Below are 22,856 nucleotides of genomic sequence, written 5' to 3' on the forward strand. Positions count from 1 at the left end.
ATTAATATTTAAAAGCCCAACTTTAATCCGAAATTAATAATCTTCATCAATGGATAAACTTGGCCATCTGTGTCAGCCTCTGGATCAGCTACTTTCAACTTATCGAATGTAAGTAAGTTATATCCTGACGCATAAACTCTCAAAGAACCCAGTTTCATACTTTTCACAACTTTTGCCGGAAGTGTATAACCTATTTCCATATTCTTCAGACGGACATATGATGCATCTCTCAACCAAAGGTCAGAATCATAATAGTTATGAGACTTGTTTACAAAGGTTAGAGCTGGTGCTTTTGCAGCATTTCCCTTTTCCGGAGTCCAAGCTTCATCTATCATATATTTCATTAGAGAGGAGTTGTTACTCTCTCCAAAGGGAATACGGTATGTTGAAGACAACAATCGGGATGTCTCAAATGCTCCAGCCCATGTCATACTAAAATCAAAGCCTTTGTAAGAAAATCCTAAATTTATTCCTAATGTATATAGAGGATATGTTGGTTTACCAATAGCTGTACGGTCTTTTTCATCTATTTTTCCATCTCCATTTAGATCTCTATATATAACATCCCCGGCAAGAGGTATATATCCTGATCCCTGATCAGGGATACCACCTTCTTTTCCTTTGAGAGACTCATAATTAGCAACATCACTTTCAGTAAAATACCCATCAAAGACATAACCAAACTGCTGACCTACAGGCTTTCCTTCTGATTGCATCCAACTATATGGATATTGAATTTCGTCGATAAATACAACTTTGTTTTTTGCATAAGAAAGATTTGCTCCGATATAATATCTTAAGTCATTAATTCGATGATCCCATTTCAAACTAACTTCATATCCTTTATTATCCACCTTCCCTATATTAGCAATAGGTAGAGTAACAGCAAGATAGCCCGGGCTTACAGAACGAGATAACAATATATCTTTACGATGTTCAATAAAGTAATCAAAATTAAAACTCAAACGATCGGACAGAAATCTTGCATCCAAACCATAATTTTGTTTAGCAGATGTCTCCCAAGTTACATTTGGATTTCCTTTTGTAGACTCAGCAGCCCCAGGAACTAAAGTAGAAGTATTGGTTCCAAAGCTATAATTTCCAGAACTTATTAAATATTTATCAGGTAAATATAAGAATCGAGAGTTATCACTTACCCTGTCATTACCAACAATACCATATGAACCTCTTAGTTTTAGAGTAGATACTACATCCTTAATACGTTCGAAGAACTTCTCTTCTGAAACAATCCATCCCAATGATGCTGCAGGAAATAGACCAAAACGTTGCCCTTTTGCAAAATTCTCAGACCCATTATATCCCACACTTAAATCCAGTAGGTATTTCACCTTATAATTATAAGTAGCACGTCCAACTAATCCAACATAGCTACGAGGAATTCCAGCAAACTCGGAAGGGCTATTAGGATAATAATAGATCATAGATTGATTATACATTGCTAAAGCAGTAACACTATGATCTCCAAAGGTTCTATTATAATCCAATGCTCCTTCCAAATACCAATCCCGAGATTGTCCTGTAGACTCACTGTAACTTAAAACTTGGTAATCTTGTGTTTTCTTTAATGTCAATTCCTGGTCAGTATTATAATAAGCTTCATATCTGTCAACTCGCCCTTCACGACGTTTCGTTACAGTAACTCCACTATTATAAGCACCTTTTACTGAGGCCTTCAGTCCTTTTGTAAATGAATCCAGTTTTTGAGACAACTGAAAGTCAAAGTTTAATATATTTTGAGTTCTGTTATTATATCCTTTACCATAATAGGAGTTTAAGGCATCATAGTAATTACCTACAGAGAAAAGCTTACTATCGGAAATAATCCACTTACCATCAATAATACCACTTCCTGCAAATGGAACAGCAGTATACACATCCCGAAACAAATACTTTATATCTGTATATGTTCCATTATTATAATTCGGCTCTTGCTTATTATTTAAATAACCTCCTAAGTTGATCTTTACAGAAGTCGTTTTTGTCAAATTAATATCCATATTTATACGATAATTGTAACGGTTATATTTAAAACCTTTATCATTACCATTTTCAAATGTTTTGAAGAGTCCATCTTGAGTAAATGCACCCAAAGACGCATAATACTTAACATCGTCTGTTCCACCCGAAATATTGAAGTTATGCTGTGTCTGCATGGCAGAGCTCTTGATCAACATATCTGTCCAATTGGTACTTGGATATACTATAGGGTCACTACCTGTCCTAAAACTTTCTATAACAGAAGGGGAAAAGGCTAAAACATTTTCGCTCTTACCATCATGGCGCTGCGCGTTAACATAAGCTGATGCATAATCATAGCTATTTGCAAACTCAGGTATCCGAGATGGTATTTGCCATCCATAAGAAGTAGAAAAGCTAATCTGTGATTTACCCGTAGTTCCCCGTTTAGTAGTAACCAAGATAACACCATTGGCTCCACGAACACCAAAGACAGCAGTAGCGGAAGCATCCTTTAATACTGTAATATCTTCCACATCATTAGGATCTAACTGTGAGAAAGAACGTTCCACCCCATCAACTAATACTAAAGGCGAGGAGAGTCCTGTAGTCAGAGACCCAACACCACGAATGAATAATTTAGCATCATCTGCACCCGGCTGCCCTGAAGCTTGCACTCCTGCCAGACCGCTTACTTTACCCATCAAAGCTGTAGTCATATTACCAACAGGTGTCTTCAAAAGCTCTTCACTACCAATAGAGGAAAGCGCACCGGTAATAGTTACCTTCTTTTGTGCACCATAAGCAATAATTTGAACTTCCTCCAAAATATTGTTTTCTACAAGTCGAACTTGGAGTGAACTCTGTTCTGTAATCAGAATTTCTTTCGTTTCAAAACCAATATAAGAAATAACAATATAGGACTTTACAGGAACGCTTAATTTAAAATAACCGTTCTCATCAGTAAGAACAGCTTTAGTAGTTCCTTTTACCGCAACAGTAGCACCAATGAGAGGTTCAGATCCGTCAGTTACAGTTCCAGTAACTTCTACATCCTGTTGCGGAGCCAGCCCCGAAACAGAAGAAGGGAAAACTTCAAGTACTACCAAGAATAAGACCATTATTAGTCCTATTCTACAAAGAATCTTCGATGAAAAGACTCGTTTTTTCATAGGCTTAAGATTTTAATTTTTTTACAATTAATTAGATTTAACAAACTCATATACTGTTTTATAAAAAGTATAACATAGAAGAATATTTTTCCACATATCTGGGTCAATATATTATTATTCAAAGTGAATAATTCAATAGATTCAAGATTCCGCACTCGTTAAAATATGTAAGCAAATATTGAAATAAATTAAACGGAGATAGGGGGTTTCTTGTCCACAAAAAGGGATAAAATCGTACAAATACGTCATTTCACCTTATTTAGCTGATATTATTCGTTAAAACAATTAACGAACATTATCAAATACACTACTCCCTAAGATGTCAAAAAATTATAAGGGCAATCTTGACTTTAAAAACTCTCTTTTGCAACACTACTTTATTGAATAAAGACACAGAAGACTATAATATGAGATCTTGATTTCTCAATTACAATAAGCCTAAGCTAGATTATAGTCTCTTGGCTTTTTCTTTTATTAATTAAAAGATACTTATTTACAAACTATTTTTTAAAGAGCGGCTATTGTCTCTGATCTATAGACAATAGCCGCTCTTATTTATTCAAAAATTATATCAATTAATACTTTTTGCCACTATGATTAGTATGAGAATCCGACCTTCTTGGATATTTCATTTACTTTATTGATAGGAATAAGAGTGAAACCCCAATTGTATTCCTTATCTACATAAATAGTTGCATCCGTAACTGGTCTTGCACCCCAACTATCGTATCCTCCTACACCTTGTTGTTTCATATCGAGACAGATTTCTACAAAATCGCGCGGTTTAATATCATTAATATGGGTATGCTTACGCAAAATATCCTTAGCATCTGATTCTTTCTTATTCGCTATTTCTTCAGGGCTAAAATTATTCCACTGATATGGAGCATCAGCCTCCTGTCCATCAAAATCTTCTACAGAATTACGCAAAGAGTTAAAACCAAGTAGATTATCCGACTGTACCAAAAGACCTTTTCCTGTATTCCCTGTAGCAGCTATCCAGCGAACTTCTGTACGATGTCCATTTTCTTGTGGTCTTACATAATGAGTGTACATTTCCCAAGCTGTTGTTTTATACAGACCAACCAGAGTCCCTTTGTAACGGTCACAATAGTTTTCTTCGGGACCACGTCCAAAATATTGTATATTATCCATTGCTACAGGAAGCCTGAAGCGGACACCTATACGAGGCACTTCGAGAGTAGAACGGCGCACCTTGTCTCCTTCTGCCTGAGGTGTATGAGTTGCCATAAGCTCAGCCTCCGATTTAGCCACAACTTCCTCCTCTTTAACAATCGGAGTAAAACGGGCAGAAACATTAACTATACCACCCGGATAAATCTTATAGTTTACAAAATAGTGATTGCCCGCAGGAAGAGAATAGTCTACTTGCAGTAATATATTCTGTCCCTCTGAAACTGCTTTACACTTTGCAATATTAAAATTCTTACTCGCCTGTTTCCATACCTGTAACCTCTTTGGAGCACCATTACCATAGTCATTATCGTTAGGGGCACGCCAAAAATTAGGCTGAATTCCAAAACCCTTATCAAAGTATTCAGTACCATCCACTTTGTAAGAAGTAGCTATACCTTTTGTTTTATCAAATACGAAATTCAATTTAGAAGATGAAACTATAATGACACCTTCTGTCTCTGCGAAAGAAAGCTTCGGATTACCTGACTCGCGATAGTCTTTTTTAGTCCCTTTCATTGGCAATTCGAATTGATCGTATGCAATAATATGCCCTACAGGAACAAGAGGCTCCGGAACTTTAGTCGTAACCTCAAAGTTTACGAAATATTCTGTGCCTGCTAATTGCTTTAACCCCGAAATAGGGATAGTCACATTTTCCGACTGCTGAGGTGCTAGCGATAAGGAGAGAATAGTTTCTTTTATTTGTTTTTCATTCTGATATATACGGTACTTAATCTGATACTTGGATAAATCTGTAAAATAGAAACGATTTGTTATTTTAATTATACCCTTAGATAAATCGACAGCCTCAAACCCTATATTCTGAAGATTGTATTTTACTTCTGCCATTGCAGGATGAGGTTTTTGATCGGGCCCGATAATACCATCGGCGACAAAATTACCATCCGACGGTTGATCTACCCCATAATCACCACCATAAGTCCAATACGGAGTACCTTCTTTATCGTGAGCTAATAAGGAATGGTCGATCCATTCCCAAATGTACCCTCCTTGCAGATGAGGATATTTATAGATCATGTTCCATTGCCCATACAGGTCACCTGTAGAGTTACCCATTGCATGAGCATATTCGGAAGGAACTATTGGCCGGTCTGCCCCCTTCTCTCCTATTTCTCCAAGCCATGCAGCCGAAGGATATTGAGGCACGAACATATCAGTATTCCAATCCCAAAGAGCACGTTCGTAGCACACAGGACGATTCATCAGATTCTTATCCAAGTCTTTGAGAAGTACATATGCGTTGTAAAAGTTATAACCATTTCCTGCTTCATTACCCAACGACCAAATAGTGACTGATGGATAGTTTTTATTCCTTTCGAACATATTTCGAATCCTATAAAGATGATTGTCAAGCCAATCAGGGTTCTGTCCTAACGTACCTTTCTTATTTCCATCCAGATGACCATCTGATCCTTTACGCATATCGTCTTTATAGATCGTATAATACATACCATGAGACTCTATATTTGCCTCATCATATACATATAGCCCGAATTCATCACACATTTCATAAAATCTGCGATCTTGCGGATAGTGGCTCAGACGAACGGTATTAATATTATTTAGCTTCATCAGCTCAAAGTTGCGTTTCATTTCCTGCGGAGTCACATAATGACCTGTATATTGGCTCACTTCATGTATATTAACACCTTTAAGTTTTATTGGCTGCCCATTTACATAGAACAAACGAAGTTTCTTACCATTCACTTCATAGTTGCTCTCTTTGATCTCTATTTTTCTGAAACCTACGTTGAAAGGAATTATCTCCTCTGTCTTTCCTTCTTTCTCTATCAAGATTAGTAGTTTATACAAATTGGGATATTCGGATGTCCATGTTGCCACATCTTTTATTTCTCCATTGAATGTAACTGTAGATAAAGAATTCGGCTGCAACTGTACTGCATCGGACGAAGACAATACAACTTTCTTATCCTTATCCAGCAATCGATAACTTACAGTTGCACTACTATTATTGGCCGATGTATTCTTAACATCTATCCCCAGTTTGAAGACACCATCCTTGTAACTATCATCGAGCGTAGAAACTATACGGAAATCATTTACTGCGGTTTTAGGCTGAGACCAAAGAAATACATCACGCTCAAAACCACTTATACGCCAAAAGTCCTGACACTCGAGATACGAGCCTGTACTCCAACGGAATATTTTTACCACTAAAGTATTCTTACCTACATTGACATAATTATTAATCAAGAATTCGGCCGGATTCTTAGAATCTTCGCTATAACCCACTTCTTTGCCATTGATGTAAACATATACACCCGATTTAGCTCCAGCCATATGCAAGTATATATCACGCCCTGTCCAATCGGCAGGAATTTCTATCTCACGACGATAAACTCCAACAGGATTTTCGTCCGGTAAGAGAGGAGGAATAGGGTATCTCGGTTTAAATTCATAACCATGATTTATATAGATAGGTACACCAAAACCCTGTACTTCCCAGTTACCGGGTACTTTTATATCAGACCATTTGGAGAGGTCTACATTTACATCTGTAATATTATCAGACAGCTGCTTATACCCATCAACATAATAGAACTTCCAAGTCCCATTCAGCAGTCTATAATATTTACTATTTTCATAGTTTCCACTCAGAGCACTTGCTTCACTATCATAAGTCATAAACGAAGTCCGTGGTTTCTCTTTATTTACGGAGAGAACATTTATGTCTCTCCAATACGGCAAATCCTGAGCCATCAGAGAAAATACAAAACAAATGGATGTGCAAAAGATTAACAGTCTATTTTTCATATTCTACTTATTCTTTTTTTAGATTTTTATATCTCACCAATGCCTCTAAAAAGTAATAATCAGCATAAGTAAGAGGTTTATCAATTTCTACTTTATGAGGGATACTCCCCACGCTGTGCATTAGCAAAAAATCGGCATTTTCGCCTAATTGAGCCCTATAAGCCGGAGAGGCCAAACTGTGAAGCATCTTTATAGCAGTCTCTGTATAAGTCTTATTTTGCGCCAATTGTCCTAATTCAAAAAGAGCAGAGCAAGTTATGGCCGCAGCGGAAGCATCTTTCAACTTCTCCTCGAAGGTCACTGCATAGGATTTTCCTTCGGGTGTATATCCGGCTTCTCCTACATTGAAATCCCATAAAGGAACTAAATCTTCAGGTAAGTTTTTAAGATAAAAATCGGCGGTCTTAATTGCTGTTTCCAGATACTTACTATCCTTTGTCTCTCTATACATCATTGTGTAGCCATAAATTATCCAAGCCTGACCTCTCGACCACGTAGAATTATCACTGAATCCCTGACATGTTCCCTGATATTTTACATTACCTGTAATGGTGTCGTAATCTACAACATGATATGAACTATAGTCTTCTCTCAAGTGATTCTTCATTGTTGAGTTTGCATGAGTAACAGCTATATCGTAATATCTTTTATCGCCCGACAACTGAGATGCGGCAAAAAGCATTTCCAGATTCATCATATTATCTACAATAACAGGAAAAAACCACTCGGTAGTATCGTTCCAAGCTTTACGGTAGTTCCACGATTTTATAGATTTGGTACGTTCATCGTAACGGGTAGATAAAGATTTTGCACTTTCTATTATTATATCTTTATACTCCGGTTTAGGCGCTAATCTTTCAGCATTTCCATAACTACAGTAAACCATAAAGCCAAGATCGTGATGTCCGGTAAATGTTTTCAGAGGTTCCAGTGTTGTTGTCCATTTTTCGGCCTGATTGCGCCAAATGGTATCTCCTGTTAACTCATAAATATACCATAATGAACCGGGAAAGAATCCGGGAGTCCAATCATACATACCGGTAACAGCCAAATCGCCATTATCTTTCATTGTACGTGGATAGTTTTTACCTGTTGGCTCTCCAACTCTATCTAGCATCAATTGTGTTTGTTTTACTGCAAAATCAGTATTCTCCGCTATAAAGATCTCCTTTTTACTGGTACAAGAAAAATTTATAACACAAAAAAATGTAAGTAAACACAAAAAAACCTTTTTCATACTATATCCCATGAATTTATATTTCTTTTATTTATTGAATTAGTCAATTTATTATTTCTTCTGATAAACATGGACGTAATCCACATAATATTTAATAGGCAAAATAGACGGATCTAAAGGGCCGCCCAAAGTAGAAGCTACATCTGACCCAAGAGCAAGGTTGAGCAGTACAGAAAACTTTTGGTTAAAAGGGTTTTGAGCAGACGGAATAAGTGTAAGATCGACCGTATGAGTCACTTTGTTGTCGATAGCAAACACAAGTTGCTTTTCATCCCAATGAAGACTATAGACATGGAAATCATCGGCAAGAGAAGAACCATAACTATATTTTTTAGTCGAATGCACCGCTTTACCGTCACTACCTCCGTAAATAGCATTGTGGATCATAATATTAGAATCCTTTCCTGCATATTCCATTACATCTATCTCTCCACAATTTGGCCAAGAAGATCCAGTATTCTGGCTATCGCCTTTCATCCAAAATGCCGGCCATGAGCCTTTTCCCGCAGGAATTTTAGCACGAATTTCAAACCGACCATATTTCCACGATTTTTTCTTATTTGTAATTATACTAGCCGAAGTGTACTGTGCTTTATCCTGATAAAGAGGATCTTCTTTCCGCCCTTCTATAACGAGCATGCCATCTTCGATTCTACAATTTTCGGTGCGATGAGTTGTATAATATTGATTTTCCTTATTTCTTACATACCCTTGTTCATATGTCCAAGAGGTTTCATCTACCATTGTCCCTGAAGCGAAATCGTCGCCCCAAACCTTCTCTAGTCCTGTATAATCTAAAACATCTCCAACTTTGTATATTTTTCCTTCAGAAGGTGTCGGTGGATTTACTTCCGGATATTGAGGTTCATCACTAGAATTAGAACATCCCGCAAACTGACACCACAGGATAAATAATAAGATTAATATGCGATTCATCGGTCTTAAGTATTAAGTTTATAACAATATTAGTTTAATGTATATTTCACTGTTGAGCCGGCATAGGCATCAGGATAGACAGTAAAAGAACAGTCCTGCTGAGCATCTACGAACTGTGTTTTCAGAGCAATTTTTATCAAAGACACCTTTCTGCTAGGGTCAGCAACATACAATTCCGGTGTTTCTTTGTCAAAACCCTTTATCAGGAGTACACAAGCCTTATCTACGGTCACAGAAACAGAATCATTAGAGAAGTTACCGGGCTTGTAAAAAACAATTCCTAAAATATTTGCTTTTGTATTCACTACAGCTTGAATTTCATCTGTATTCTGCAATATTGATAAGTGAGAATAGTCATGTTTTTGCATTTCCGATACACTCTTCACACCAGGTATAATATAATAAGCATATTTGTCATTCTGTGGAGATACTCCATGATCGAACCACAACTTAAATACACCTTTCTCTATTAATCTATCCGAAGCAGAGGTGTTAATAGAACTCCATGCCCCTATTTGGATCTGATTACTCACAGTTATGCTGCTTTTCTCCGGAAAGTAATATCCTACACCATCGTGTAAAACCCATGACAGATCGGTATATCCTTGATTCGTATTGTTTGCAATCTGCTTTGCATTTCCTCTTTCACTGGCAACCACATCTCCTTTGAGTAAACATTGGTTTACTGTTGTATGAATATTCTCTTTGGCCTCTGAGTTTATTCCGGCACCTAAACAAATTATTTCATTATCGAACATAAACCATGACTTCTTTGCTGATGTATTTATATTATATGCAGTGTCATTGAGTACATATGTAGAAACGGAATATATATTATTAGAAACTCCTCCCGCAAACTCACTTGTTCCTGGTGTTTGCCATGGACTTGGACGAGGGATTTCTTTTATAGCCGGATTTGTAACACCCGGAATGGCAGCCCAATCCCAAACCGGAAATATATTATAATATTCGTCCCCATTGCGAACTATAGTGGTAGCTCCATCGGTAAGGAAATAGCCATCCAAGCCTTCGCCATTTCCATTTTCGTTACGACTGGTATATATTGATGCCGTTCTTACATCAAAAGTATAGGCTGGTCTCTGATGTAATGTGTAATCAGACCGCCAGAAGTGAGTACTGGCAGGTGTAAGGGCATAATCTGCTTTTTGCTTACCCGTTAGTCTCTGGATTGCATCTGCATATATTTTTTCATTATCAGAATCCAGTAATATCATTCGCCTTAATATGGCAGCAAAAGAAGCCTGGTTTAAAGAACCTTCTCTCGAGATCCCTCTGCCTAAAATATTATACAAATAGTATTGTCCTCTGATTGTAGGCAAATATGATTTGAGAAGGAAATTGCACAAGAGGTGTTTCTTTTCTTCGGGTAAGGCATACGGAGTATCTCTGAGAAAAGATGCCAACTTAGTCATACCTTCTACAATAACATAACCATACCCCCCTATATACAGTTGGTCTCCATGCTGATGATACGAGTAGTCGTGTTGAAGCCCTTCGTTCACAGTCAACATCAATGGATAAAAGGCCTGATTTACGGCAAAACCAAGCATATCCGAATTTTTCAGTAAACAAGCTCTGTATATCCAATGGGTAGCTATATCCATCTTATTAGCACCTGTTCCTAAAGAACCATGCTGATCAGGACGGTTGCCATCAATCTCCATTCTTACAATGAGCTTATTCTCTAAATCTACAGGCAATTGCTTTTTTCCTGACTTCATCAATATCAATAAAACTCCCATACGTTGGGGAGCTGCAATCTGCTGCATAAACCAGTTGGTACTTGTAGGATGCTTATCATACCAGAAATTAAGAGCAGATACAATATCCGCATATAGCTTTTCGTTCTGATAATACTTATTACCTACTTTCACATAAGCAGCAACCATATTGCCCAATCTATCGAGATGTGCCAGAGGTGTCCAAGCTGTCTGTGCCCTATCCGAATAGTTAATATCTTTAAAACGTCCGTCCTTTTGCAGTTTTGCAGAGTATCTGACAACAGAGTCTTCTAATTTAGAATTATCTGTAGTCAAATGAGATTCTCTGACTCTATCCATTATGAGTTCAAAGATACCCGCAGAATCAGCCTTTTGTACCTGTTTTGCAAATGCTCCGGTTGCGGTTATAATTAATAATGCGAGTAAAAGAACTAATCTTGCAGAGTTATACCTATTCATTTAATTAGAGGGTTTATAATTTTATGAGTTGTTATTATACTTATAGCCTGTTTACAAAAATATTTATTGAATTCTCCTATTGATTCACCTTCACTATATGTAAAATACTGAGAGAAGGATTTAGAAATTCCCACAACTAGAAACAAGATATAAATACACATCATCAATTGTGTGTTTCTCAATATTTATTTTGATATTACTGGCGAAATCTATTTATCCGGCAGCTTCCACAGTAGAGTACTTAATGACCAAAAGTAATCTTTTAGGCAAGACTACAACGGGTAATTTTGTCCCAAAATAGGGCTATTTTTATCTCTACACCTCACTTTGTATAAATTTATTGTTACACTTAACAAAAGATATTCTAACTTAGGCTTACTTTGTATAAAAGACTTTCCAATGAAACATTTTTTAGTCCTCTTCTTCATTATCACATCCGTATATGCGAGTGCATATGCAGATAATATATATTTTAATCACTTGGGTAATAAAGACGGATTGCCTCAAATAAATGTACTATCTATTTATCAGGATGAAACCGGAGCCATGTGGTTTGGAACAGTAGAAGGCATATGCCGATACAATGGCAAAGATACCGAAAGCTTTACCTCTTCGTCTAAGGACACAGGACTGACACAAAATATCATATATGCTATTTGTGGCGACAAGAAAGGGAATATATATATAAAGGCAGATTATGATCTTGTGAAGTATAATCTCTCGAAACAGAAATTTGAAACTATAAGACAAGGGAATACCAGAGCTCTTTTTTACAAAGACAATATTTTATGGTATGTCACAGATTCTGCAATATATCAATACATAAATGGTGAAATAAGAGAGTATTGTAAACTGGAGAAATCTACAGGCCGTATAACATATATGTACATAGACAATGATGGTGCTATATGGCTTGGGGCGGATAGCGGTATTACAATATTGTATTCAAACAATTATCAGAACAGACGTAAGGTATTAGATAATACTTTCGTTACTACAATATACGAAGACAGCAAACAAAACATATGGGTAGGAACTGCTAACGATGGTGTTTTTCTTTTAAGCAAAAATGCTCAGCAATTGGCGCACTATACACATATGGTAGGGCAGCAATCTCTTTCCAATAATCAAATACGCACGATCGTAGAAGACCGTTCGGGAAAAATGTGGATAGGCACATTCTTTGGACTAAACCGCTACGATCCTGTAATTCAAGAATGGCATGCTTATATCCATGTCGATAATATTCCTCACAGCATAAGCCACACATCTATATTCTCTTTATATGAAGACACCCAGGGGACAATGTGGGCGGGAACATATTTCGGGGGAGTAAACTACTTCAATACCGACATGGATAAATTCAGATTCTACAATGCAAATCACTCCAGTCAGAACCACCTGAGCTATCCTTTTATCGGGAAGATGGCAGAAGATGATGCGGGTAATCTCTGGATTTGTACAGAAGGGGGAGGCCTCAACTGTCTGAATCTTGCTACCAGACAATTTTCTCATTATATGTACGATGAATATAATTATGAGTCGACATCAAAAAACAATCTGAAAAGTATCTGGTACCATCAAAACAAACTATACATAGGATTGCACAACGGAGGGTTAGTGATATTTGATACTACTACAAAAAAATACAGAACCCTTACCTCCGACAAACAGAATCCTTACTCATTGTCTTCGAACAGTATTCGTGACATGCAATATTACAAAGGAGATCTATATGTACTTACATCGCTCAATCTCATGAGAATGGATATAGAAAATGAAAAATTCTATTCAATGAGCGATGACCCAACAATAAAGGATATAATAAAAAAGGATTTCATATATGCATTTTATATCGATAGTAAAGATCGGCTTTGGATATCATTATCCAACAGATTGCGATATATAAACTTAAAGACGAAAAAACATGAAGATTACACATACAACAAAGATAATCCGAATTCGATAGGTAAATTTCGCATAACATCGATATTAGAGACAGATAAAGGAGATTTATATTTTGGAACTACAGGTTCTGGATTATTTAAATACCGTCCCGAAACTAATGACTTTGAAACCTATACTAAAGATAAGAAAAGCCTTGTAAGCGACTTTTGCTATCATATAGCCGAGACTTCAGCCGGAAACCTGATCATACTCAGCAATAGTGCTATTACGGTATTAGATCCGCAGGGTAAAGGAAAGATTATCTTCGAGTCGTCCTCCAACTTTCCTATCACAGGCTTTTTTCAGGGTTCGAGCTCTTTTATAACCAAAGATCATGAAATATTCATAGGAGGAGTAAATGGTCTGGTATCTGTTTTTGAGCCTGATTTAAAAAACATAACATCAAGTAAATATAACCTTTACTTCGACAAGTTGTTTATCAACAACAAACTGATCTCTCCCGACGATAACTCTAACATATTGAAAGAAACAATATCCAGCGCACCTCTTATCGAGCTCAAACATAACCAAAACAATATAATGCTCGAGTTTGCCTCATCCAACTACATATATCAAACAATACAGCAATATGAATATAAATTGGAGGGCTTCGACAGAGAATGGAATCTTACCACATCGAACACTCTGATATATACGAATATTAATCCCGGAAAGTACAAGCTGCTAGTAAGAGAAGCCAACAAGGGTAATGAAGGAAAGATGTGCAGCCTTGATATAAACATCTCACCTCCTATATATGCGAGTACTCTTGCCTTTATGTTGTACTGCGTATTATTTATACTTTCTATGATAGCCATTGTCAAATTTTCGATATGGAGATCACGCCTCAATTCCGCTTTGGAAATGGAACGCCGCGAAAAAGAACAGATAGAAAAGTTGAATCAGGCAAAACTCAGCTTCTTTACCAATATATCACATGAATTAAGAACTCCGCTAACCCTGATCATAGGTCAAACAGAAATGGCTTTAAAAGAAGAAAGTCTGGATACAGAGCTGCATAATAAGATATCGAAAGTGTACAAAAATGCTACACACATGAGAAACCTCATTTCCGAACTCCTTGATTTTCGGAAACAGGAACTAGGATATATCAAGCTTAAAGCAACAGAGGTAGATCTTGTAGAATATATCAAAGAAATATATGAGTCGTTCACCGAGTATGCACAACAACTTAATATATCATATAAGTTTGAATGTGAAGAGAAATCAATAGCGGTCTTTATAGACCCTGTACAATATCATAAGGCTATCTATAACCTTTTATCAAATGCATTTAAATATACTCAGGCGGGAGGAGAAGTCATTTTACGAATAAGCTTAAAAGATGAGTATGTATCCGTTCAAGTGGAAGACAATGGAATAGGAATATCTACTGAAGACTTATCTAAAATATTTGAACGATTCTATCAGGTAGAATATCGGTCTTCTAAGTTTAGTCTTGGCACAGGCATAGGCTTGGCTCTGACCAAACAGATCGTAGAAAGTCATAAGGGTATAATCAATGTAACAAGCGCAAGCAACAAAGGTAGTATCTTCGAAACACAACTTTTGCTAGGAAATAAACATTTCATCGAGGAAGAACTGATAAGCAATCAGGATAAATATGTGTTGGACGATTCGCCGGAAACACAATTCGCCGATCTGGATCCAAAACCAGTATTTAGCACAAATGACGATCCGCGTAAACCTTCGGTACTGATAGTGGAGGACAGTAATGATGTTATGGAATTACTTGTTGATGCTTTTTCCGATAAATATTGTGTTTATACTGCCTCTAATGGTAAAATAGGTTTTGAAACGGCTTTGGAGATACAGCCCGATCTTATTGTAAGTGATGTAATGATGCCCGAAATGTCCGGCAAAGAAATGTGCTACAAAATAAAGAATAATATTCATGTATCTCACATACCGGTCTTACTACTTACGGCACAGACCTCTACCAATCAAACAATTGAAGGATATATGTACGGAGCAGACGATTATGTGACCAAACCATTCAATATAGAAGTCCTGCTATCTCGATGCTATAGCCTTATTAGAAATAGAAAACTTTTCTATCAGAGTGTTACTAAAGAAAATCGACTTGTAGTAACCCCCAACATACTCACAGAATATGAACAAGAGTTTATAGATAAAGCCACAAAAATAGTTAAGGACAACTTCGACAACCCTAAATTTGACATGAACACTCTGGCTGCTGAATTAGGGTTAAGCCGCACAAAGTTATATTCTCAGTTGAAAGAAATATCGGGTATGACTCCTAATGAGTTCACTCTCAACATAAAACTAAAAGAAGCCTGCTATCTTCTTGAGAATGCACCGAATATGAATATATCAGATATTGCATATAGTTTGGGATTCTCTACTGCAAAATACTTTAGAAAAACGTTCAAAACTTTCTACAATGTTTCGCCTATGCAATGGAAGAAGAATAAAGATCCTCAATATACAAGCGAAAATGAAGAAGATGACGAATGATAAATCCCTACAAACAAAGAATTGTCATTGAACTAATATAACAGCCTTGTTGACCAGTATCAAATAAAATAGCCGGAAGATAAATCTTCCGGCTACCAAAGGGTTTCCCTACCCTACTTTATATTTTGTTTCGACACTTAATTTGTGGCAACAACTTCTTCCTTTTGATTGGCTGGAATAATTTTCAATAATTTAATATCAAACCACAAAGTAGTATAAGCAGGTATTGTAATATAACCGGACGAGTTGTATTGTGCAGATGATCCATAACCCAACTCTTGTGGAATACAAACTTCAACTTCGTGTCCTACTTTCATATACTGAAGCATATCTACCCATCCCATAACTCCGCCTTGAGCCAAAGTATTGATACGAAAGCCTCTTCCTGCCTGATCGTTATTATCCCCTTCTGTAGAATCGAACTCTATCTTCTTTCCGTTATAATCCAAGTACCAACCTATATAGCGACAAACAACGCTATCAGTCACCTCCGGATACTGATCCTGCGTAATCTTAGTCGACTTAGAGCTTTTCCCTATCACATCAGTGTATTTCCAATACATAATTCCATTATCGGATAGTGACTTTCGTGGTGTGTATTCACTGGTCTTAGCAGCTACTTCAGTAACTATTTTTTCATTGTAAGCTTTCCATTCCTCATCTATCCCAGTAGTGTCATCATCTCCTACACAAGAATAGAAAGAAACAAACGAACAAAGCAAAACCAATATTCCTAATAATTTTTTATTCATATTTTAGCTTCGAATATATTATACTATTGTTTTCAAAAGATTTTTCATACTTACTTTATCTGATATTATACCAGCTAGTTTGTCTATAGCCACACGCTCCTGCTCCATAGTATCACGATAACGTATTGTTACAGTATTGTCCTCCAATGTCTGATGATCTACAGTTACACAGTATGGTGTGCCAATGGCATCCTGACGACGATAACGTTTACCGATACTGTCTTTTTCATCGTACTGACATTTGAAGTCGAACTTCAGATTGTCAATTATTTCCTGAGCCTTTTCCGGTAAACCATCTTTCTTTATCAACGGAAGAACACCTAACTTGATTGGAGCCAGTGCTGCCGGCAATTTCAATACCACACGTGTTTCGCCTCCTTCTACCTCTTCTTCGCAATATGCAGCAGACATTGTAGACAAGAACATACGGTCTACCCCTATAGACGTTTCTATAACGTAAGGAGTATATGATTTATTGAGTTCGGGATCGAAATATTGTATTTTTTTACCTGAGAATTTCTCATGACTGCTCAAGTCAAAATCGGTGCGGGAATGAATACCTTCCACTTCTTTAAAGCCGAATGGCATCTCAAATTCCACATCAGTAGCTGCATTTGCATAGTGAGCAAGTTTATCATGATCGTGAAAACGATACTTATGATCGCCAAAGCCAAGAGCCTTGTGCCACTTCATACGAATATCTTTCCATTTTGCAAACCACTCAAGTTCTTCTCCGGGACGAACGAAGAACTGCATCTCCATTTGTTCGAATTCACGCATACGGAAAATAAACTGGCGAGCAACAATTTCGTTACGAAAAGCCTTACCAATCTGTGCAATACCGAAAGGAATCTTCATACGTCCTGTTTTTTGCACATTCAGGAAATTAACAAAAATCCCCTGTGCTGTCTCAGGACGCAGATATACTTTCATGGCTCCATCGGCAGTAGAACCCATTTCGGTAGAAAACATAAGGTTAAACTGACGCACATCTGTCCAATTACGTGTACCGCTAATCGGATCTACAATCTCGCAGTCTACAATAATCTGACGAAGTTCATCCAGATTATTGTCATTTAAGGCTTTTGCAAAACGAGTGTGAACCTCATTGCGCTTCGCCTGATTTTCGAGAATACGAGGATTAGTCTGACGAAACATTGCTTCATCGAAACTTTCGCCAAAACGTTTAGCCGCTTTTTCTACTTCTTTGTTTATCTTATCGTCTATTTTAGCCATGTGATCTTCGATAAGCACATCGGCACGATAGCGTTTTTTACTGTCTTTATTGTCAATCAAAGGGTCGTTAAACGCATCCACATGTCCCGATGCTTTCCAAATAGTAGGATGCATAAAAATTGCAGAGTCTATCCCTACTACATTTTCGTGTAGCAGTACCATACTGTCCCACCAGTATTTCTTAATATTGTTTTTTAATTCCACACCCATTTGCCCATAGTCATATACAGCACTAAGGCCATCATATATTTCACTGGACTGGAATACAAAACCATACTCTTTACAATGCGAAACTATTTTTTTAAAAACATCTTCTGACATATACCTTTGACTCTTTTTTACGTTCTTTTATATGAAATTGAATAAGTTGCACAAAGTAAACACTTTTTTTTGATAAAAAAGGAGGCTAACTTTGACGAATTTGGCATATTTTATACTCTATATAAAAAAAGCTATCTTCGCTAACTCAAAATAAAATACTCTGATGAGGTATTTGTATACATTATTACTTATAGCATTCTGCCTTTCCGCTACAGCCCAAACCAGCGACAAAGGCATCAAGGGGTATGCTCAAGGCTATGTATATGATGTAAATACAAAAGAAACGATACCCTATGCCACTGTACGTATAATAACTCAACAAGACAGCATACAGATACAAGCTGTTGCCACCGACACTAAAGGGCGATTTAATATACCTCTATCAGCAGGAAACTACATCATCGACATATCTTTTATAGGATATAAGTCATTTTTACGGGACTTTAACATCTCAAACATAGAACCTATTTACAAATTTGGAGACATTTTCTTAGAAGAAAATTCTATCGCACTGGGCGAGATGGTAATAGAGGCCAAAATACCGGATATAGTCGTAAAAGGAGACACCATAGAGTACAATGCAGGGGCATACAGTTCGCAAGAAAGCGATATGCTACAAGATATGGTAAAGAATATTCCGGGTATAGAGATAGACAATAATGGAAACATTACCGCGAATGGAAAACCGGTACAGAAAATACTTGTAGACGGGAAAGAGTTTTTTGGCAACGACATACCAATGGCATTGGCCAATTTGCCTGCCAATATGATAAAGAAGCTACAGCTCTACAAGCAAGATTCGGAGACTGCACAGATCACTGGATTTAAAGATAAAGAACCTGAACAGGTACTTAACCTTGTAGTAAAGGAAGAATTGAAACAAAGCATATTCGGAGACATAAAAGCGGGTTTTGGCAGCGACAATAAATATGCACATAAAGCCCTAATCAATTACATGCGAAACGGCAATCAGATCTCCGTTGTGGGAGATATCGATAATGTTAGTGACAATGACTACCCCGGAGGGATGTCTATGGATACCGGTATAGATAAAAACAAAAATGTTGGGGCAAACACATATTTCCAGGCATCAGAAAAACTAAAAATAGGAGGAAACATAAGGTATTCCAGAAATGAGAATTTAATGGAAACCAAAACAAACACACAAACATTTCTTTCTTCAGGAGATAGATTCTCGAAACAAAACAGTTCTTCTTCAAATATGCGGGAAAACTTCAATATGGGTATAAACCTGCAATGGAAACCCGATTCGTTAACTACCGTTTTCGCCCGTTCGTATGTAAGTCTGAATAATACTGAAAGTATAAACAAATCGGAGAACCTATCTTTCGTTGCCGAAAAAGATACAACCTCCGGACATTCTATTACTCAGAATAAAGGTGACGGATACAATGTCAACAACTACCTGACAATAGGGAGAAAACTCAACAACAAGGGCAGAACTATCAGCCTCACTTTCAACAATTCTCTACGAAAGGATGATGCCGATGGAACAAATTATTCTTTTACCCAGTATACAGGCTCTAATCCCAACAAAGAGATAGATCAACTGACAGGAACGAATAACAAATCGAACAGTTATAATATATCCATGTCTTATGTGGAGCCTTTGGGCAAAGATTACAAATTACAGTTAATATATTCATATAACCGGAATGGTTCGGAACGCATCCGCGATGTACGTAAAAAAGACGCTTCAGGTAACTATAATATTATAGATACAGCATATACCCGAAAAACAAAAAACGATTTTATTAACCAGAATATCAGTCTTAATTTTCAGGCTGAAAAAGAAAAATACAGATATACAATAGGCGTTAGCATCGACCCTTCGAATTCGAAAAGTAAAGTTAATTTTCAAGACTCGATTATAGAGAAATTATCTCAGAATGTAGTCAATTTCTCTCCAAGTATCAACTTTACATACATGCCAAACGACAATAGTAGCTTCGACTTCAGTTATTCCGGTTCTACAAGCCAGCCCAGCATCAGTCAGTTGTCTGCCGATACGGTTATCGTAAGTGCTTTATCGAAACGTTACGGAAATCCCAATCTAAAACCAAGCTATAGGAATAACATGAATCTTTACTATCAGAAATCTAATTATGAAACAGGACGGTTTCTTATGGTTTCGGCCGGATTCAATTATACATTCAACAATATTGTAGACTATATCCTGATAGACAGCCTCAACAACAGAGACGAAACATACAGAAACATAAATGGAAACATGGGAGCCAATATCAATTTCATGTTTGATACTCCTTTACGAAACAAAAAATTCACGATAAATAATACTACTTATTCGAATTATTATAAAAATATTGGATATACGAACGGACAAAAAGCAATAACTCACAACATAGTACTTAATGAACAGTTAACAGCCAAATTTAAATCTTCTAAATTTGAAACCAGTCTGCGGGCAGGGCTAACATACAGCATGGTACGCAACAACCTGAGCAGCATACAAGACCGAAACACCACCAACTACAATCTTTATCACTTTGCATTATTGAAACTTCCTTTCGATTTTTCGATACAAAGTTCATTAAGCTTCTCATATTATACAGGCTACGAAGACGATTTTAAGAGTAGCGAAGTGCTTTGGAATGCATCTATTTCAAAACAATTCTTAAAGAAGAAAAAAGCAACTCTAAAAGCGCAGTTCTTTGATATACTAAACGACAGGAATAATATTACCCGTATAGTAACCGGAAGTGAAATGTCCGATTCCCGATCCAATACTGTGAACCAATATTTCATGATAAGTTTCTCATATAAATTCAATTTCATAAAAAGTAAAGGCAAGAAGGACACTTCTGATGATGAATATTACGAAGAAGAATATTACTAAAAGACAGAAATCGAGCCTTTAAAACACATAAGCGAATCAATAATCGACATTCTCCTTGCACATTGAATATTTATTTATAAATTGCGCAACATTAACCTAATATTCTAATCATATACCATTTATAAACTAATATCATGTCAGAAAATTCCACGAAAATTAAATTTTACAATGGAGAAAACATTCCATTGGAACTGCACAAAGTGCGCGTAGTACAAAAATTACATTTAGTTCCTATCGAGCGCAGATTAGAAGCCCTGTACGAAGCAGGATTCAATACCTTCAGGCTCGACACCAAAGACGTATTTCTGGATATGCTCACCGACAGCGGAACCAATGCATTAAGCGATAGACAAATGGGGGCAATGATGATAGCCGACGATGCCTATGCTGGTTCGCAAAGTTTTGTAAGATATCAAAAGGCTGTAGAAGAGGTTTTGGGAAAAAAGTACCTTCTTCCTGTACATCAAGGGCGTGCGGCCGAGAATATTATATCAAACGCATACATACGCAAAGGTAGTATTGTGCCCATGAACTACCACTTCACAACAGCAATGGCGCACATAACTCAGTATGGAGGTAAAATAGAGGAGCTGTTGTATGATGAAGCTTATGTTATCAAGAGTAAGCATCCATTCAAAGGAAATATGAATATAGAGAAACTGGAACAATGTATCACAAAACATGGAGCCTCTAACATTCCCTATATCCGTATGGAAGCCTCTACCAATCTTATAGGAGGGCAACCATTCTCTATGGAAAACCTTCGTGATGTACGCGCAATTGCCGACAAATATAAAATACGGCTAGTTTTAGATGCAAGTCTTTTAGGAGAAAATGCATGGCTTATCAAGCAAAGAGAAGAAGAGTTTAAAAATAGTTCGATGGCTGAAATAATATTAGCCATGACAGACTTAGCCGACTTAGTATATTTCTCTGCCCGTAAGTTGAGCTCTTCGAGAGGAGGAGGTATCTGTACAAACGACCATGCTATACTTAAAGAGTTAGAACCTCTAGTACCTCTCTTCGAAGGATTCTTAACGTACGGAGGAATGTCGGTGCGAGAAATAGAAGCTATTGCTGTAGGACTATATGAAACGCTCGACGAAACTATGATATGTCAAAGTCCTCAATATATTAAATATCTTGTAGATGCACTCGATAACAAAGGCATACCGGTAGTTACTCCGGCTGGAGTATTAGGATGTCATGTTAATGCAATGGAGATATGCTCTCACATATCCCAGAAAGAATATCCGGCAGGCTCACTAGCTGCTGCATTTTTCCTCATTTCAGGAGTAAGAGGTATGGAGCGCGGGTCTGTATCGAATCAAAGAGACGAATACGGAAACGAAACTTATGCTGATATGGAGCTCCTACGTTTGGCAGTACCACGACGGGTATTTACTCTTTCTCAGATAAAATACGTAGAAGACCGTATGACTTGGCTCTACGAAAACCGCCATCTTATAGGCGGGCTCAAATTCGTATACGAACCTCCTGTTTTGCGCTTCTTCATGGGAGGATTAGAACCAGTGAGTGATTGGCCTCAGAAATTAATGACCAAGTTCAGAGAGGACTTTGGAGACAGTCTCTAATTGACTCAGAAAAAGAACTAAAAGCATGAACTATAATAGTCCATGCTTTTTTTTAACATTTGACATAGATTTAAGGCATTTATTCTTTTATTTTTCTAGCTTTGTAAGGCTA

10 protein-coding genes are annotated in these 22,856 nt (G+C 37.0%); 3 read left to right on the forward strand and 7 right to left on the reverse strand.

Going from position 1 to position 22,856, the window contains the following annotated elements; all coding sequences use genetic code 11:
* Positions 1-8: 8 nt before the first annotated feature.
* From BGC7_RS12945 to BGC7_RS12965, 5 genes are all read right to left on the reverse strand, one after another.
* Positions 9-3,149, reverse strand: coding sequence for a SusC/RagA family TonB-linked outer membrane protein (locus tag BGC7_RS12945; protein WP_050702021.1), 3,141 nt, complete (start codon positions 3,147-3,149; stop codon positions 9-11).
* Positions 3,150-3,746: 597 nt separating this feature from the next.
* A complete protein-coding gene (locus BGC7_RS12950) occupies positions 3,747-7,088 on the reverse strand; it encodes a glycoside hydrolase family 2 TIM barrel-domain containing protein (protein WP_087880076.1) in 3,342 nt (1,113 codons plus the stop codon).
* Between the two features lie 61 nt (positions 7,089-7,149).
* Positions 7,150-8,379 carry a glycoside hydrolase family 88 protein gene (locus BGC7_RS12955; protein ID WP_050702079.1) on the reverse strand — a complete coding sequence of 410 codons (1,230 nt, stop codon included), beginning with the start codon at positions 8,377-8,379 and terminating at the stop codon, positions 7,150-7,152.
* Between the two features lie 51 nt (positions 8,380-8,430).
* Entirely contained in the window at positions 8,431-9,315 is an 885-nt protein-coding gene (locus BGC7_RS12960) for a glycoside hydrolase family 16 protein (RefSeq protein ID WP_050702023.1), read from the reverse strand.
* Between the two features lie 29 nt (positions 9,316-9,344).
* A complete protein-coding gene (locus tag BGC7_RS12965) occupies positions 9,345-11,516 on the reverse strand; it encodes a polysaccharide lyase 8 family protein (RefSeq protein WP_050702024.1) in 2,172 nt (723 codons plus the stop codon).
* 399 nt (positions 11,517-11,915) lie between these two features.
* On the opposite strand from BGC7_RS12965, the gene BGC7_RS12970 reads away from it, so the two are divergent.
* Positions 11,916-15,962, forward strand: coding sequence for a hybrid sensor histidine kinase/response regulator transcription factor (locus BGC7_RS12970; protein ID WP_050702025.1), 4,047 nt, complete (start codon positions 11,916-11,918; stop codon positions 15,960-15,962).
* A gap of 137 nt (positions 15,963-16,099) precedes the next feature.
* Here the strand turns inward: BGC7_RS12970 and BGC7_RS12975 are convergent, their stop codons facing one another.
* Both BGC7_RS12975 and BGC7_RS12980 read right to left on the reverse strand, forming a co-directional pair.
* A complete protein-coding gene (locus BGC7_RS12975) occupies positions 16,100-16,714 on the reverse strand; it encodes an FKBP-type peptidyl-prolyl cis-trans isomerase (RefSeq protein ID WP_050702026.1) in 615 nt (204 codons plus the stop codon).
* A gap of 18 nt (positions 16,715-16,732) precedes the next feature.
* On the reverse strand, positions 16,733-18,271 hold the full coding sequence (locus tag BGC7_RS12980; RefSeq protein ID WP_050702027.1) for a glycine--tRNA ligase: 1,539 nt from the start codon (positions 18,269-18,271) through the stop codon (positions 16,733-16,735).
* A 163-nt stretch (positions 18,272-18,434) separates the two neighbouring features.
* Here BGC7_RS12980 and BGC7_RS12985 point away from each other — a divergent pair, with 163 nt between their 5' ends.
* Positions 18,435-21,149, forward strand: a complete 2,715-nt coding sequence (locus BGC7_RS12985) for an outer membrane beta-barrel protein (protein ID WP_050702028.1) — start codon at positions 18,435-18,437, stop codon at positions 21,147-21,149.
* A 134-nt stretch (positions 21,150-21,283) separates the two neighbouring features.
* Positions 21,284-22,744, forward strand: coding sequence for a tryptophanase (locus BGC7_RS12990; protein ID WP_050702029.1), 1,461 nt, complete (start codon positions 21,284-21,286; stop codon positions 22,742-22,744).
* Positions 22,745-22,856 lie beyond the last annotated feature (112 nt).

Source organism: Dysgonomonas sp. BGC7, from assembly GCF_001261735.1.
In the GTDB taxonomy this organism is placed as follows: Bacteria; Bacteroidota; Bacteroidia; order Bacteroidales; family Dysgonomonadaceae; genus Dysgonomonas.